Annotated in this window: 15 protein-coding genes; 6 read left to right on the forward strand and 9 right to left on the reverse strand. The window is 70.6% G+C overall.

Annotated features, from left to right (window positions below; translation table 11 throughout):
* Positions 1 to 129 precede the first annotated feature (129 nt).
* From V1457_RS18005 to V1457_RS18030, 6 genes are all read left to right on the forward strand, one after another.
* The gene (locus tag V1457_RS18005; protein ID WP_200069692.1) at positions 130 to 1,122 is read left to right on the forward strand and encodes a YafY family protein; all 993 of its coding nucleotides are present in this window, start codon (positions 130 to 132) and stop codon (positions 1,120 to 1,122) included.
* On the forward strand, positions 1,119 to 2,093 hold the full coding sequence (locus V1457_RS18010) for a YafY family protein (RefSeq protein ID WP_200069691.1): 975 nt from the start codon (positions 1,119 to 1,121) through the stop codon (positions 2,091 to 2,093). The genes V1457_RS18005 and V1457_RS18010 overlap by 4 nt, the downstream gene beginning before the upstream one ends.
* A gap of 18 nt (positions 2,094 to 2,111) precedes the next feature.
* Positions 2,112 to 2,318 (forward strand): bacteriophage holin, encoded by a 207-nt coding sequence (locus tag V1457_RS18015; RefSeq protein WP_200069690.1) that lies wholly within the window; start codon positions 2,112 to 2,114, stop codon positions 2,316 to 2,318.
* A 71-nt stretch (positions 2,319 to 2,389) separates the two neighbouring features.
* Positions 2,390 to 2,659: a Sec-independent protein translocase subunit TatA gene (gene tatA / locus V1457_RS18020; RefSeq protein WP_200069689.1), complete on the forward strand. Its 270-nt coding sequence runs from the start codon at positions 2,390 to 2,392 to the stop codon at positions 2,657 to 2,659.
* Positions 2,660 to 2,677: 18 nt separating this feature from the next.
* The gene (tatC, locus tag V1457_RS18025) at positions 2,678 to 3,649 is read left to right on the forward strand and encodes a twin-arginine translocase subunit TatC (protein ID WP_307849978.1); all 972 of its coding nucleotides are present in this window, start codon (positions 2,678 to 2,680) and stop codon (positions 3,647 to 3,649) included.
* 263 nt (positions 3,650 to 3,912) lie between these two features.
* The gene (locus V1457_RS18030) at positions 3,913 to 5,595 is read left to right on the forward strand and encodes an FAD-dependent oxidoreductase (RefSeq protein WP_338595701.1); all 1,683 of its coding nucleotides are present in this window, start codon (positions 3,913 to 3,915) and stop codon (positions 5,593 to 5,595) included.
* A 61-nt stretch (positions 5,596 to 5,656) separates the two neighbouring features.
* Here the strand turns inward: V1457_RS18030 and V1457_RS18035 are convergent, their stop codons facing one another.
* From V1457_RS18035 to V1457_RS18075, 9 genes are all read right to left on the reverse strand, one after another.
* Positions 5,657 to 6,274, reverse strand: a complete 618-nt coding sequence (locus V1457_RS18035) for a discoidin domain-containing protein (protein WP_200069687.1) — start codon at positions 6,272 to 6,274, stop codon at positions 5,657 to 5,659.
* 456 nt (positions 6,275 to 6,730) lie between these two features.
* Positions 6,731 to 7,285 (reverse strand): phage tail protein, encoded by a 555-nt coding sequence (locus V1457_RS18040; protein WP_200069686.1) that lies wholly within the window; start codon positions 7,283 to 7,285, stop codon positions 6,731 to 6,733.
* The gene (locus V1457_RS18045; RefSeq protein WP_200069685.1) at positions 7,282 to 9,246 is read right to left on the reverse strand and encodes a putative baseplate assembly protein; all 1,965 of its coding nucleotides are present in this window, start codon (positions 9,244 to 9,246) and stop codon (positions 7,282 to 7,284) included. Before V1457_RS18045 ends, V1457_RS18040 begins: the two co-directional genes overlap by 4 nt.
* The gene (locus V1457_RS18050) at positions 9,246 to 9,659 is read right to left on the reverse strand and encodes a GPW/gp25 family protein (RefSeq protein WP_295141588.1); all 414 of its coding nucleotides are present in this window, start codon (positions 9,657 to 9,659) and stop codon (positions 9,246 to 9,248) included. The genes V1457_RS18045 and V1457_RS18050 overlap by 1 nt, the downstream gene beginning before the upstream one ends.
* Positions 9,656 to 9,946 (reverse strand): PAAR domain-containing protein, encoded by a 291-nt coding sequence (locus V1457_RS18055; protein WP_200069683.1) that lies wholly within the window; start codon positions 9,944 to 9,946, stop codon positions 9,656 to 9,658. Before V1457_RS18055 ends, V1457_RS18050 begins: the two co-directional genes overlap by 4 nt.
* A gap of 31 nt (positions 9,947 to 9,977) precedes the next feature.
* Positions 9,978 to 11,783, reverse strand: coding sequence for a VgrG-related protein (locus V1457_RS18060; protein WP_338595706.1), 1,806 nt, complete (start codon positions 11,781 to 11,783; stop codon positions 9,978 to 9,980).
* Positions 11,780 to 12,496 carry a LysM peptidoglycan-binding domain-containing protein gene (locus tag V1457_RS18065; RefSeq protein ID WP_200069681.1) on the reverse strand — a complete coding sequence of 239 codons (717 nt, stop codon included), beginning with the start codon at positions 12,494 to 12,496 and terminating at the stop codon, positions 11,780 to 11,782. Before V1457_RS18065 ends, V1457_RS18060 begins: the two co-directional genes overlap by 4 nt.
* A gap of 14 nt (positions 12,497 to 12,510) precedes the next feature.
* On the reverse strand, positions 12,511 to 12,936 hold the full coding sequence (locus V1457_RS18070) for a phage tail protein (RefSeq protein ID WP_200069680.1): 426 nt from the start codon (positions 12,934 to 12,936) through the stop codon (positions 12,511 to 12,513).
* 15 nt (positions 12,937 to 12,951) lie between these two features.
* On the reverse strand, positions 12,952 to 13,221 hold the full coding sequence (locus V1457_RS18075) for a hypothetical protein (RefSeq protein ID WP_295141580.1): 270 nt from the start codon (positions 13,219 to 13,221) through the stop codon (positions 12,952 to 12,954).
* Positions 13,222 to 14,846: the final 1,625 nt, after the last annotated feature.

Consider the following 14,846-nt stretch of genomic DNA (forward strand, 5'->3'; position numbering starts at 1 on the left):
GGGCGGCCGTGGAAAGGTGGCGATGGCTGTTCGTGCCTGCTTGGGGGGCCGAGGCGGTGCGAGGCGGCGGCGCTTTTCGCGGTCGTGCCCGAAAGGTCTGATCAACTGCGATGGAGCTAGGGTTTCAAGGTGGCCACTGCGCGTGCTGAACGCTTGGTGAACCTGGTGCTGTGCCTGTTGTCCACCCGCCAGTACCTCACGGCGGAGGGCATCCGGAGGATCGTCCCGGGCTACGCCGATGCACCCACCGACGAGGCGTTCTACCGGACCTTCGAGCGGGACAAGTCCGAGCTGCGGGACCTGGGGGTGCCGCTGGAGATCGGGCGGAACTCGGCGTTCGACTCGGTCGACGGCTACCGCATCGCCCGGCGCGACTACGAACTCGCCGACATCGGACTGGAACCGGACGAGGCGGCGGCGGTGGCGCTCGCGCTGCGGCTGTGGGACTCGCCGGAGCTCACCGGCGCCGCACGCGGAGCGCTGCTGAAGCTGCGGGCCGCCGGGGTCGAGGTCGACGAGCGGGCGTCCGGGGCGATTGAGCCGCGGGTACGTACCAGCGAGCCTGCTTTCCCGGCATTGCTGGCGGCGGTGCAGTCCGGCCGGGTGGTCTCGTTCGACTACCGGCGCCCGAACGATCCGCAGCCGCGCACGCGCACGGTGCAGCCGTGGGGCGTGGTCTCCTGGCGCGGACGCTGGTACCTGGTCGGGCACGACCAGGACCGGGAAGCGACGCGGTGCTTCCGGCTGTCCCGGATCACCGACCGGCCGGAGGCTTCCGGCCGAGCCGGGGCCGTCTCCCGGCCGGAAGACGTGGACCTGCTCAAGCTCGTCGCAGGCGTTGACCGGGATCCGCCGCCCGCCACCTCCGCCCGGCTGTGGGTGGAGCAGGGCCGCGCGCAGGGGCTGCGTCGGCGCGCGAGCGTCGTCGGGCAGCAGCGGCTCGACGGGGTCGACGGAGACGTGCTGGAGATCGAGCTGTTCTACCCGGACTCGGCGGCGTCCTGGATCGCCGGGTACGGGCCGGACGTGGTCGTGCTGGAGCCGGACGTGCTGCGCAAGTCGGTGCACGAAGCGCATCTGGGGACCGTGGCCGCCTTCAGCGGTGCGGAGGTGGACGGATGAGTGCGAGCGCCACGGAACGGCTGCCGCGGCTGCTGGCGCTGGTGCCGTACCTGCTGAGCAGGCCGGGGATTCCGGTGGCCGACGCGGCCGCGGACTTCGGAGTGGGCGAGCAGCAGCTGCGGCGCGACCTGGAGCTGCTGTGGATGTGCGGGCTGCCCGGTTACGGGCCGGGCGACCTGATCGACCTCTCCTTCGAGGGGGAGACGATCACGGTCACCTACGACGCCGGTATGCGGCGGCCGCTGCAGCTGACCTCTTCGGAGGCGACCGTGCTGCTGGTGGCCCTGCGGGCGCTGGCGGACACGCCGGGCATCGCCGACACCGAAGTCGTCCAGCGCGCGCTGTCGAAGGTGGAGGACGCCGTCGGGCAGGCGCAGCCACCGGGCGTCGTCGTGGGGCTGGCGAGCCGGGAGGGCCCGATGGCCCCCGGCGTGCAGGAGGCGGTGCAACGGGCGGCGACGCAGGGCCGCGCGCTCTGGATGCGGTACTACACGGCTTCGCGGGACGAGATCAGCGAGCGGACCGTGGACCCGATGCGGCTGGTGCTGGTCGACGGGCGCAGCTACCTGGAAGCGTGGTGCCGCTCGGCGGGTGCGGTGCGCCGGTTCCGGCTGGACCGGATCGACGCTGTCGAAGAGCTCGCCGAAGCGGCGCGGCCACCCGCGGAGGCGGAGCAGACCGACCTGTCCGAGGGGTTGTTCCGGCCGATGCCGGACCAGCCCAGCGCGGTGCTCGAGCTCGATCCGGAGGCGCGCTGGATCAGCGAGTACTACCCGGTCGACGAGCTCAGCGAGTCGCCGCAGGGCCGCATCCGGGTGCGGATGCGCTACTCGGACCGGTCCTGGATGGTGCGGCTGGTGCTCGGGCTGGGCGGCAGGGGCCGGGTGGTCGAGCCGCGCGAGCTGTCCGAGGAAATCCGGCAACGTTGCGAAGCAGCGTTGGCGCGGGCACGTCACCTACCGGCGGACTGAACGCGCTACGGTGATCGTGTGCCATATATCTGGAGCCTCGTGCTGCTGGTGCTGGGAGTCGTACTCCTGCTCGCTTTCCTGATCCGGTTGTTCGGCGCGTTGCGCCGGGCGCGTGCGGTGCAACGCCGCGTCGTCTCCGACCTGGCGGATCGGACCGGAATGCTGAAAGCACGAGCCGCGGGACTCCGGGTGGCCGTATCCGAACGCCGGAACGGAGCCGCTTGACGGCCCTATGATCGCTTGTCCTGCCCGCGTACCATTGCGCTGGCAGGAAGCCCCAAGGAAGGTGTGCACTGATGGGTATTCCAGGTGGGTGGGAACTCGTACTCATCGTGGGTGTGTTGGTGTTGCTGTTCGGTGCCACCAAACTGCCGCAGATGGCCCGGTCGCTCGGTCAGTCCGCGCGCGTGTTCAAGGCCGAGGCCCGCGGCATGAAGCAGGACGAGGAAGCGGCCAAGAAGGACGGTTCCAAGGAAGAGCCGCAGCAGCTCACCGCCGGTGAGGCCAGCGCGCCGGTGAACGCGTCCTCCCCGGAAGAGGCGCAGCGCAAAGATTCCAAGAACTGATCGGGGACGGAACGCGCAGTGAGTGCAAACCCGTTGCGCCGTCTGAACCCGTGGCGCGGTGACCGCCGTCGGTGGGGGCGCAGGCACAACCCCGACGGCACCATGACCCTCGTCGACCACCTCTACGAGCTGCGCTACCGCCTCGGCTGGGCGGCTTTCGGGCTCGTGCTCGGCGGGATCCTCGGGTTCATCTGGTTCTCGAACTCGTTGTTCGGGCTGCCCACGCTCGGTGATCTGCTCATCGGCCCGTACTGCCAGCTGCCGGAGACCGTGCGGTTCAGCCCGGGCGGCGGCTGCCGGCTGCTGCAGACGGAGGCCTTCGAGGTCTTCATGCTGCGGCTGAAGGTCGGTATCGCGGTCGGTGCCGTGCTGACCAGTCCGCTGTGGCTGTACCAGCTGTGGGCGTTCATCACGCCCGGCCTGTACTCCAAGGAGCGCAAGTACGCCCGCACGTTCGTGAGCCTGGCGACCCTGCTGTTCGTCGCCGGTGCGGTGCTGGCCTACTACGTCGTCCCCGAGGGGCTCGGTTTCATGACGAGCTTCGGCGGCGATTCGTTCTTCACCGCGCTGACCGGTGGCAAGTACATCAACTTCGTGCTGCTGATGGTGCTGATGTTCGGCATCAGCTTCGAGATGCCGCTGGTGCTGGTGATGCTCAACCGCGCCGGTGTGGTCAGCTACGCCAAGCTCAAGAGCTGGTGGCGCGGCATCGTGTTCGGGTTGTTCGTGCTGGCGGCGATCGCCACCCCGGGCCAGGACCCGTTCTCGATGCTGGTGCTGGCGGCGTGCCTGGTGTTGTTGTTCGTCATCGCGCTGGTGATCTGCCGCGCTCAGGACCGCGCCAAGGCCAAGAAGCTCGACGAGCAGGGCTTGCAGGGCGTGGGGCTGGACGAGGCGTCGAACATCGACCACCGGCCGTCGTCGCTGGATTCCGAGCAGGACGCGACCGCGGCGAGTGCCAAGGCGCGCAGCCAGGACGACGCCACCTGATATCTGCATTTCCGGCTCGTTGCAGTCGCGCCGCCGCCTGAATTCCGATTCGGCGGCGGCGCGATTTTTTCGGCTTCGGCCATCGCGGATCGTTCCCAGTTTCCCGATCTTTCCGGCGCATCGATCTTTCCGGTTTTGCCGGCGGTTCCGCATTTCCCGGTCTCCGCGGTGGCGCCGCTCCGTGCCCGCGGCACGTGTTGACTCCAGTATAATGATGATTATAGTTTCGCCCGGACTGCTGCAACGGCGCGGGAGGTTCGGGGATGGTGGGGCGAGCTGCTCAGGAGCCGATCATCGTGGTCGGCGCGGGGCTTTCCGGGTTGGCGACCGCGCTCGGCGCGGCCCTGCACGGCAGGCGGGTGGTGGTCTTCGAGTCGGCGGACCTGGTGGGCGGCGCTGCTGCGTACTCCGGTGGGCAGGTCTGGTGCGGGGCGAACCCGGTCGCCGCCCGGGACGGGATCGAGGACTCGAAGCAGCTCACCGAGCGCTACGTGCGCGCCATCGCGCAAGCCGATCCCGATGCGCTGGACGAGAAGGCGATGCTGCGTTGGATCAACACGGCGCCGCAGGCGATCCGGTACTGGGAGGACGTCGGTGCGATCCGGTGGAAGGTGATTCCGGGGCTGGCCGATTACCACAACGAAGCGGACGGGGCGCTGCCCGAGGGCAGGTACCTGACCAACGACCTGGTCGACGGCGCCGAACTGGGTGAGTGGCGCGAACTGATGCGCGTGAGCCCGTACTTCCCGGTCGGTACCACCTATGACGACATGCTGGCCAAAGGCAGGCGTGCGGCCTACGTCGACGAGGCCGAGCAGGAGCGGGGCACCCACGCGGGCGTGCCGGCGTTCGGGCTGGCGGACGGGACGGAACGGGCGCGGACGCACGACGGCGGTGACCCGCTGACGTTCGGCACCGGCGTGGTGGCGAGCTTCCTGGCCAGGTTGCGCGTCGAGCCCAACGTCGAAATCCGCAGGTCGACCCCGGTGACCGAGTTGCTGCGGGAGGGTTCAGCCGTCGTCGGCGTGCGCGCGGACGGGCCGGACGGACCGGTGCAGGAACGTGGTCCGGTGGTGTTGGCGACCAGCACCTACGACTGGGATCCCGAGCTCGTGCGGGAGATGGTCGGTCTGGATCCGGAGGACTTCGGCAGCGTGGCCCCGGAGAGCTTGCGCGGCGACGGGATCAAGCTGGCGCGGCAGGTCGGCGCGGACATCGCCCGCATCCCGGCGACGAGCGTGCCGATGCTGCCGGGATGGCGTTCCCAGGTCGGCACCGGCTACGGCTACGGCCCGGAGTACGCGATGCCGCATTCGATGATCGTGGACAGCGGCGGGAACCGGTTCTGCAACGACTCCTATTGGGTCGACATCGTTTCGAAGACCCTGGACCCGCAAGACCGCCATTTGCCGTTCTTCCTGGTGTGGGACGACCAGCACCGGCGCAAGTACGGCTTGGCGGCCACTCCGCCGGGCGGTACCTACCCCGAGGGCTGGGTGAGTTCGGCGCCCACGCCGCGCGCGCTGGCCGAACAGCTGGGCATCGACCCGGAGCGGTTCGCGGACACCGTGGCGCGGTTCAACGCGAACGCCGCGCGGGGCGTGGATCCTGACTTCGGCCGGGGAACGGTCACCTACGTGAACCGTTTCGCCGGCGACCCGGACCAGCGGCCGTGCCCGGTGCTCGGGGAACTCGTGGAGCCGCCGTTCCACGGGTTGCGGCTGAAGCTCGTCGGGACCGGGATCGGGTCGAGCGGGGTGCGCATCGACGGGGACGGCCACGTCCTCGCCGCCGGCGGCGAGGTGATCGACGGTCTCCACGCGGTGGGGTCCTGCGCGGCGTTGACCACGACCGGGACCGGTTACAACAGCGGGTTCGCGTTGGGGCGAGGTGTGACGCTGGCGTATCTGGTCTCGAACGAGCTGGGCGGAGTGCCGACACCGTGACAGGGGCCGGGTGACAGGCCGCCGTAGCCGCGCAGCCCGTCAGCGGCCACGTGCCAGCGCTTCAGTTGCGGCGGACGAATTGGATCTCGCCCACCGCGACGTGCTTGCCCTCGGTCAGGTTGGCGGCCTCCAGCACCCGGATCCGGACGTTGACGACGTCGTTGAGCCGGGTTTTGATCTTGGCCGGTTCCTTCGGGTTCGCGTCCACCGGTTCCTCGAGAGTCGTCGTCCGGTGCTGGGCGTCGGTGGCGGTGATCTCCACCTTGCTGGGCCTGGCCTGGGAGCCGAATATCTCCCCTCGGATGGACGGACCGGGGGTCACCTGGATCTCCAGCAGCCGGTACGGCTCGTCGAAGGAGCAGTCGAGGGTCGCGCCGGGGGCTGGTGAGCCCCAGTAGTTGTTCGTCACCCCGTCCACCACGTTCGAGGCGGGATGGCCGGGCACCTCGGCGTCGGCGGTGCAGGTCCGCGGGTTGTAGTGCGCTGACGGCATGGTCTTGTCCAGCACGTCCTGCACCAGCCATTGGCCCGCCGGGTACAGCAGGATCGCGCAGATCAGCAGTGCCGCCAACGCGGCGAGCGCGAGCAGCCGCCGCGCCATCCTGCCCGGCCCGGCCCTGCTCCGCGGGCGGCGCAGGCGGCGCCACCACGGCGGTTGTTCGGCTCGCTCGCTTTCCACGAGGGGCGCTGCGCAGCGGCGGCAGTAGTGCCGGCCCGGCGGGTTGGGGGTGCCGCAGGAGTCGCAGGGCGGGCCGTCGGGCGTTTCGGTCGGCGGGGCGGCGCTGCGCTCCGGGCGTGGTGCGACGGGTTTGGCCGGTTGCACCGCGCCGGGGACCTCGGGAGCGGCCGCAGCGGCGTTCTGCGCAGTTGCGTCTTGCGCTGCCGCCGGGCGGGAGGTTGCGGAATCGGGCCGCACCGGCCCTGCCGAGGCGGGGTCGCCTGACGTCGGGTCGCGCGGCACGGGATCGGCCGGTGCGGCGTCTGGAGCTTGCGGGCGCGGGATCCGTTCGGTCGGCGGTTCCGGGTCCGGCTGCGCGCGCGGCGTCGTGTCCCAACCCAAGTAGCTGCCGCAGTTGCCGCAGAAGTCGTCGGTGGCGGCGACTCCGGCGCCGCACGTCGAACACGGTCGCAATTGCTACACCCCTTCCGGTGGGCCGGGCAGGAATTCGACGGTGCAGTTCAGGTGCACCGGCTGGACCGCGTCGACGAGTTCGGTGACGCGCGCCCGGTCCACCGCCGCCCGGCCCGGCCACACCTGCACGACGGCTTCGCTGATCGGCGCGCCGGGCAGCGCGGTGCCGGGCCTGGTCGAGATGACCGCGCCCGGACCGTCCAGTACTCGCGACCGCACGCCGAGGCACAGCCACAACCGTTCGACCACGCCCCGCGGCGTGCCGTTCCACCGGTGCAGCTCCACGGCTCGCTGCACCAAGGCCCGCCGCAGCGGGTCCGGCCAGGACGGGTCCAGCTGCGCGGCGACCCAGCCGCCCAGCCACTCCAGGAAGTCCTCCGGCGCCGTGCGCGGGTCGAAGTAGTGCGCCAAGTTGTCCAAAGTGGACAAGATCGGTGCGAGGACGGTGTCCAGCCCGGCGGTGAACCGCTGCGCGAGGTCATCGCCCGCGTACAGCCCGGGCAGCAGCTCGCCCAGCGGGTAGCGGCTGGGCAGCTCGGGCAGCTCGCCCCGGGTCATGCCGTCCCGCTGCCTTCCGCGCTGTCCACCACGACCTGGTGCTGGTGCGAGAACACCAGCGCGTGCCGGGCGAGTTCGACGCGTTCCACCGGGCTGCCGCGCCGCCCGCTGATCGGGTCGGCGGGGAACAACCGCACCTCGTCGACCAGCGCGACGCCCTCGACCCGCTGCAGCACGGCGAAGATCTCGCCTGCCTGCACGTGCCTGCCGAACGGCCAGCCGGTGCCGTCGACGCCGCCGCGCAGCGGGTTCAGGTACCGGTACAGCGCCTCCAGCGCCGCGGTGTTGACCCGGTTCACCTCCGGTTCGGCCGTGGTCAGCCGCGCCACCACGGTGATGCCCTGGTAGTACGGCGGTTCCACCACGAGCCGCGCGCCGAGCAGGCGCCGCTCGTTGAGCCGCGCGGCGATCTTGGCCAGCATCTGCTCGGTCGGGATCAGCTGCTCGAACCGGAGCCGGTCGCCGCTGTCGGCCACCGCGTCCGGCACCACCAGCACGCGGGCCGCGCCGGGTTCGTGATCGGAACCGGCAGGCAGGCAGCGGATGCGGGCGGCCGCGGGAGCGGCCTGGCGGGCGATCTGCTCGTGATCTTCCGCGGTGACCGCGCGTTCCTGGATCCGCAGCTGGTGCGGGGCCCGGACCATGGCTTCCGAGACGGTTTCACCGTCCACGCCGCCAGCGGCGGCTTCCCGGTTCTGCACCTCGGAGATGTAGGGCACCGAGCTGCGCAGCACCGAGATCGCGCCACGTGCGACGTTGCCGTCCCGGCCGCCGCCGGTGCGCAGCTTCGGCACCCGGATGTGCGCGCCTTTCGCGGGCACCGCGCCGTATCGGTGCAGCGAGCCGTCCGGTGACCGGACGGCGGGCGGGAAGGCGAACTCGCCGTTGGTGGCGTCGAGCGTGACGTGCCGGTCCGCGGGTCCGGAGTGTCCGAAGTGCTCGACGACCGTCCAGTCCTGCCAGCCCTCGTCGGCGGAAACCTGCACGACGATCGGCTCCCCGTCGGTCAGCACCGGTGCCTGCTCCAGCGCGAACCGCTGGCCGGGCACCCCCGCGGACTCGCCGAGCGGCACGTCCCGGATGGTCTCGGCGTGCTCGGCGGTGGTGGTGCCGCCGATGGTGCACACCTCGGCCACCCGCACGGTCGGGGTCTCGGAGTAGAACGGCTGGTCCGGCTCGGGTTCCACGACCCGGCAGCGCAGCCATCCGGCGCGCACCCCGGACACGGCCGAAGTGGTGTGCGCCGGGCCGATCTGCAGCAGCACGTCGCCGGGGCGGTTGAGCCCGCCGGTGGTGTCCTCGAGGACTTCGCAGCCGGCCCAGCCCGCGCCGTCCCACGCCTCCCAGACCAGCGGAGGCTGGCGCGGATCGACCCCGATGCCTTCGACCTGGCTGTCCAGCTGCACCAGCACGATGCAGCGGGGAACCGGCCGGTCGAGCCCGATCAGCATCGCGTCACCCGCGACGGGAACCGGCTGGAAGCACTGGACGTCCTGCTCGGCGGTGAGGTCGGGGGTGCGGTCGGCGGGCCGGCCGCCCGCGGTCAACGTCATCAGCGTCTGCAGCTCGCACGGGGGGATCGGCAGCTCGCCGACGGTGGCGAACACGATCTCCTGCTCTTCCTCGGCGTGCGCGGTGGTGACCTCGGTGCCCCGCGGCAGCAGCACCGTCTCGTCCTGCGCCGCCGAGAGCCAGAACGTCACCTCCGCGTGCGCGGCCGCGGGCGGGAACAGCCGGACTCCCAGCAGTTCCAGGAACGCCAGGTGGTTCTTCTCCGGCACCCGGTTCAGCCGGTAGACCAGCTGGTCCACCATGTGCGCGAACGTTTCGATCAGGGTCACGCCGGGATCGGAGACGTTGTGGTCGGTCCACTCCGGCGCGCGTTGCTGCACGTGCCGTTTGGCCTCGTCGACGAGCTGCTGGAACCGCCGGTCGTCCAGGTTGGGGCTGGGCAGCGCCATCACACGACCTCCGCCGATTCGCCGGGCGGGATCGTGTAGAACGGGAACACGAGGTTGCGCTCGTCGTTGTTGCTGCGCACCCGGTAGTGCAAGTCGATGTAGAGCACGCCTTCCTGCTCGGTGTCGAAGGCGATCACCACGTCGGTCACCTCGATGCGGGGCTCCCAGCGGCGCAGCGCGCTGCGCACCTCGAAGGCGATCTGCCCGGCCGTGGCGCCGTCGCCGGGGGCGAACACGTAGTCGTGGATGCCGCAGCCGAACTCCGGGCGCATCGGTCGTTCGCCCGGCGCGGTGCCCAGCACCAGCCGGATGGCCTCGGCGATCTCCTGATCGCGTTCGACCATGCCGATCCCGCCGGTTGGCCCGACTCGCAGCGGGAATCCCCAGCCGCGGCCGATGAAGCGGTCGCTCACAACGGTCCCCCGATCAGCACGTTCGGCGCGCCGGCCATGATCTGTGCTCCGCAGGCGGTGTTGTCGAGCATCTTTGCGGCGGGCGCTCCGCCGATCAGCACCTGACCGCCGCGCGTTGGTTTGGCCACCACGGTGTTCGGCGGGTGGTATGGGTTCGCGCACGTGTAAGTGCTGCCCATGACCGCCGCCGGTTTGCCGCCGATGAACACGGTGGCGGCCGGGCCGGGCGGCGGCCCGACGACGCCGCCGTGGTTTGTCGGATCTCCTGCCCGGGCTGCGGGTGGCATGTTGCGAAACTCCTTGTCGGCTGGGAAAAGCTCAGTTGATCCGGACCATGGCGGCGCGCAGCGAAGCGTTGGTGCCGCCGGAGATGTTGGCGCCGGCCTTGCCGTTGACAGAGACCGTGGTCTTCGCGTCGATGGACACCGATCGCCCGGACAGGTTGATGTCGCCCATCCCGGCGTCGAGCGTGATGCCGCGATCGGTGACCGACACGGTGCTCATCGCCCCGCGACCGCCGGGGCGCTTCACCGCGATCTCGACGCTGCGGCCGCGTTCGTCCATCCGTACTTCGAGCCGCTTGTTCCCGCTGGCGATGCGCACACCGGGCGGGCCCTGCATGCCGTCGATCAGTTCCAGCCGGTGGCCCTTGCGGGACACCAGCGAACGCCTGTTGACCTTGCCGGTCCGGCGGTCCACCAGCGGCAGGTCGTGCTCGGACGGGGAGTCCTTGCCGTTGTAGAGCCCGCCGAGCACGTAGGGCTTGTCCAGGCAGCCCTGCTCGAACCCCACGAGCACCTCGTCGTTGACGTCCGGGCTGAACACCCCGCCGCCGCCCTGACCGCCGAGCTGCACGGTGCGGACCCAGTCGGTGACGTACTTGGCGTCCAGCCAGGGGAACTTCAACTTCACCCAGCCGCGCTGGGCCCGGCCCGCCTCCTTGATGTCGGTGACGATGCCGGTCGCCAGTCCGGGCATCCGCGATCCGGGATCCGGTGCGCCGGCGCCGGTGGTCAACCCGGCCAGCGACCGGTCCGGCGAGGTGCTGACCAGCACGGTGGTGCGGTATCCGGTGCCGGGTTCGAGCACGTGGTGCACCGCGGTCGCGGTGTAGCGGCCGGAGAACTTCTCGCCCGCGTTGCCCAGCGTCACCGGGGTGCCCGCGCGCAGTTCGGTGTTGCCGTTGACGACCGCTTCGAGTTCGCCGAGGCCCGCGCTCACCGAGTCGGCCAGCGCGCCCGCGGCGGCCTGGGCTTCTGCCCGGGTGCTGTACGGGGTGTCGGTGACGACGAGTTTGCGGCCCTTGCCGAACTTCTTGGTGGCTTCCGTGGCGGTCATGCCCGGCTTTGTGGTGCTGCTGCTGGTGACGGGCCTGTTGGCCACCACCGCGGTCTTGGTCTGCACGTCCCAGCCGCGGACCTGGACGCTGTTGACCTGGTCGGTGGAGGTGAGCACGGCCCGCAGCGCCTTCAGGTTGTCGCCGTACTCGAGCACGAACGGGCTGGCCGATGCCCGGGTGCGCGGCGCCGGTGCCCCGGAGGCCGGGTCCAGCGGGAGGAAGTCGAGTTTGCCGTTCTCGTCGACTTGCACGGTGGCTCCGTGTTCCTGGGCGAGCTGTTGCAGGAATTCCCAGTCCGAGACGTTGGCCTGGGACAGCTGCTGGTAGGTGACCCGCTTGGGCGTCTTCACCCGACCGGCCCGCAGACCCGCTCCGGTGACGACCTTCCGCACGATCTGTTCGACGGCCATGTTCTGGAACGCCTGCACCTTGCGGCCGCGCATCAGCCGGTGCGCCTTGCTCATCGCCCGCACGATGGTGAACGTGCCGGTGCCGTCGTGGTCCAGTTCCAGCGAGGTGATCTCGCCGGTGAACAGCTTCTGCTCGCCGCTTTCGTTGGTGGCGGTGACCGAGACGGCCAACTGCTCGCCGATGGCGAGCTTGGGGTTGTCGGTGAGCAGCTCGTGGTCCGGGTCGCGGAAGGTCACCAGCGCCTCGTCCGGCAGCCCGACGTTCTCGTCGACGACGCAGGAGACCAGGTTGTCCTGCCACTTCTCGGGCAGCTTCGCGCCCGCCCGGATGATCGGGTAGGCGGCGATCGAACGCCCGCTCTCCTTGCCGCTCATCGCGCACCGTCCAGTTCGGTCTCTTCGGGCACGAGCAGTTCGCTGCCCGGGCGCAGCACCATCGGGTCGTCGATGCCGTTGGCCTCGGCGATGATCCGCCACACCGTCGCGTCGCCGTACTCCTGCCAGGCCAGTTGCGGCAGCGTGTCACCGGCCACCACCCGGTGCGTGCGGCGCGCGTTCTCGGCGCCGGAAGTGGGGTTCTGGCCGGGTTCGTCGACGGTGGCTTCCTCGATGGCCAGCGAGCAGGTCGCGCGCAGCGGCTTGCCGTCGACGTCGAACAGCGAGTAGTCCACCGAGAAGTTCGTCAGCACCCCGTTGAACGAGGTGGTGCGCGCGGTGCCCCACTCGAACCGCACCCACGGGCTGGCGGGTTTCTTCTTCTTCAGGCTCTTCGGGCTGGGCACGCACGCGACCATGAGGTCTTCGACCTTCTTCTCCACGGAGTCGTCGTGCTTGCTGGTGGCGTCCAGGAAGACCTCCAGCGACAGCGAGCGCGGGCCGCTGCCGACGAACTCCGGCATCGCCGATTCGGAGGCGGAGCGGGCGGGTTTGCGCCGCCACTCGGTGCTCTTGGTCAGCGCCAGCTTGTTCGGGTTGAACTGCAGGCGGACGCGTTTGATCGTGGCGCCCGGCTTCGCCCCGGTCTTGGCGGGCGGCTCCATGATGCGCAGCTGGGCCCGGGTGAGGTTGCGGCCCGGTGCGGTGACCATCGGTGTGCCTCCTGTCAGGACGGTTGCAAGCCCTGGTGGGCGATTTCGAGGGTTTCCACCGCGGCTTCCGAGCTGGCCGGGTCGAACGACGGGCCCTGCCAGCTGACCGGGACGATGCCCTGGATCTGCCAGCGGGCGATCGGGGTCAGGTCCGGGCGCAGCGCGACGATCTCGCCGTCCTTCGGCGTGTTGCGGCGGATGGTGCGGGTCAGCCAGCGCGAGATCTTCATCGTGTCCTCGGTGACCGGCCGGGTCAGCGTGATGTTGGTCCAGGTCAGTCGGGTGGGCAGTTGCCAGGCGAACGAGTTGTTGCCGCCTTCGGCGAACTCCTCGACCTCCAGCTGGGCGCCGAGCCCGCTGCAGCTGTGGAAGCGGCCCAGCTCGTTGCCCGCGATGGTGAGCTGGAAGAACACACTGCTGGCGAAGATGTCGTCGGCCACGGGGGTCCTTCCTGATCAGCGGCGGCGGTCGTAGGGGCGGCCGAAGCGTTCGCGGCTTTGGCGCAGTTCGGCGCGCAGCAGCCGGCGCAGCGGGTCCAGCAGCTTGCGGGCCATCTCTTCGAGGTCGGGGTCGGCCGTGCTCGATCCCGCTTGCTCGCCCTGCTGATCCTGCCGCCCGGTCTTCTCCGCCGCGTCCCGTTGCACGACGTTGATCGGAACGCCTTGCGGGACACCTTGGACTCGGGGGCCGGGATTCTGCGCGGGCTGCTGCGTTTTGCGTTGCACGGGCGGGGTTTTCGCCGGACCGGGTGGTGGGCCTGCGGTGCCCGGTCCGGGCTGGGGGAGGGGGAAAGGCCCGGGCGCTTCGGAGCGCTGCACGACGCTGCCCGGGCCCGGTGGCTCGTTCCCTCCGGTGCTGGGCGGATCACCGCCGAGCGGGGACGCAGCGGGCGTGCTCGGGACGTGCGGGAGGCTCGGCGCAGCCGCAGGGGGGTGCGGGCTCGTCCGGTTGGACGGGTTCGTCTGCGGTGTGCCGGGGGAACTCTGTGCTGTGCCGGGGGAACCCGGCGGCGTGCCGGAGGAACGTCGCCAACGCGGCTGGACGACCGGCGTCGCTGAGTTCGTCGGCTCGGCTGCCCGTTGCAGCGCGCCCTCGACGTGCAACGGTCGTTTCGCCAGCAGCGACCGGGATTCCGGTGCCGCGAACGGCGATCGATCCGTCCACTTCGGTCGGACGAGCTGCGGTCCGCCTCCCAGGGAGGTGTCGGCGGCGGCCGGATGGCTCTCGCCCGGTTTCGGCGACACCAGCGGAGGCGTTTCGGCACCGGAGTCCGCGTGGCCGGACGTGCTGCGTTGGACGGGTGAGCTCGGGGCGCGCGAGCCGGTCGTCGCCGCTTTCCCGGGCTGGTCAGGATCGGTCGGCCCGGAGCTCGGATTCGCGGACTCGGGCTGGGTGGATGTCGTCAGGCGTTGCAGCGTCGGCCGCTGCTCGGCCGGGGACGCCGGGCTGGAATGCTGCGCCGTTGCCGGTCCGGCGACCGGGAGGTGCGCAGGATCGGGAGTTTCCAGCGGGTTGGGCGTCGCGGCCTCGGATCGTTGCACCGAGTGCGTTTCCGGGGAAACCGTCCGGTTTTCGGTTCGGTCCGAGTGCGGGGACTCCGGTGCACTATCCGTCCACTGTGGTGTGTTCTGCTCGCCTAGGACGGGGCGATCGGCGTGCGAATCCTGCGCACGCTGGATGTTTCCCGAAAGCGGCAGCGGATCGGCGGAAGTGGTCGTGCTGGCCGGGTCGCCTTCCGCCAGCGGTCGAGCGGACTGCGGGATCGCGGCGATCGGACTGCCCAGCCCGACGGTGGGTTCCACGGGCCGAACGGGATCGCCGACGCTGCGTTGCACCGTACCGTCGGCATCGCGGTCGTCGGCACTGCGGGAAGCGCGCCGTTGGACCGACGGGCGATCACCGGAATTTCCCGATTTTGCGGCGGAATCCGCTGCGGGATCGCCGGTTCCAGGTCCGGCCGACTGCGCGGGAGGCGTCGAGCCACCACCGCTGTGCGGGGCGGGCGCGGCACCCTTTTTCTGCGATGCGGACCCGGTGTCTCGTTGCACGGGGTACTTCCCGCCGCTGTTGTCGCCGGGGCCACCGCTCGGCTTGGACGATGTGGGCCGTGGTGCCGGTTTCGCCGCTGGTGATGCTTCCACGGAAGAACCGGGGGATTCCGGCGTGCTCGCGGAACCTTCCCGGCCGGCCAACGGCAGCGGGTTCTCCGTCGGCTGCGGGGAATGCGCGACCTGAGCGTTCGGCGGCAGGTCGTGCAGCGGTTCGCCGATCGTGGACAGCGGCGGCGCGTCAGCGCGCACTGAGCGCTGCAACGGCGGCGCGTCTTCGCGGGAAGGCGCGTCCGGAGATT

The organism is Saccharopolyspora sp. SCSIO 74807 (genome assembly GCF_037023755.1).
Classification (GTDB): Bacteria; Actinomycetota; Actinomycetes; order Mycobacteriales; family Pseudonocardiaceae; genus Saccharopolyspora_C; species Saccharopolyspora_C galaxeae.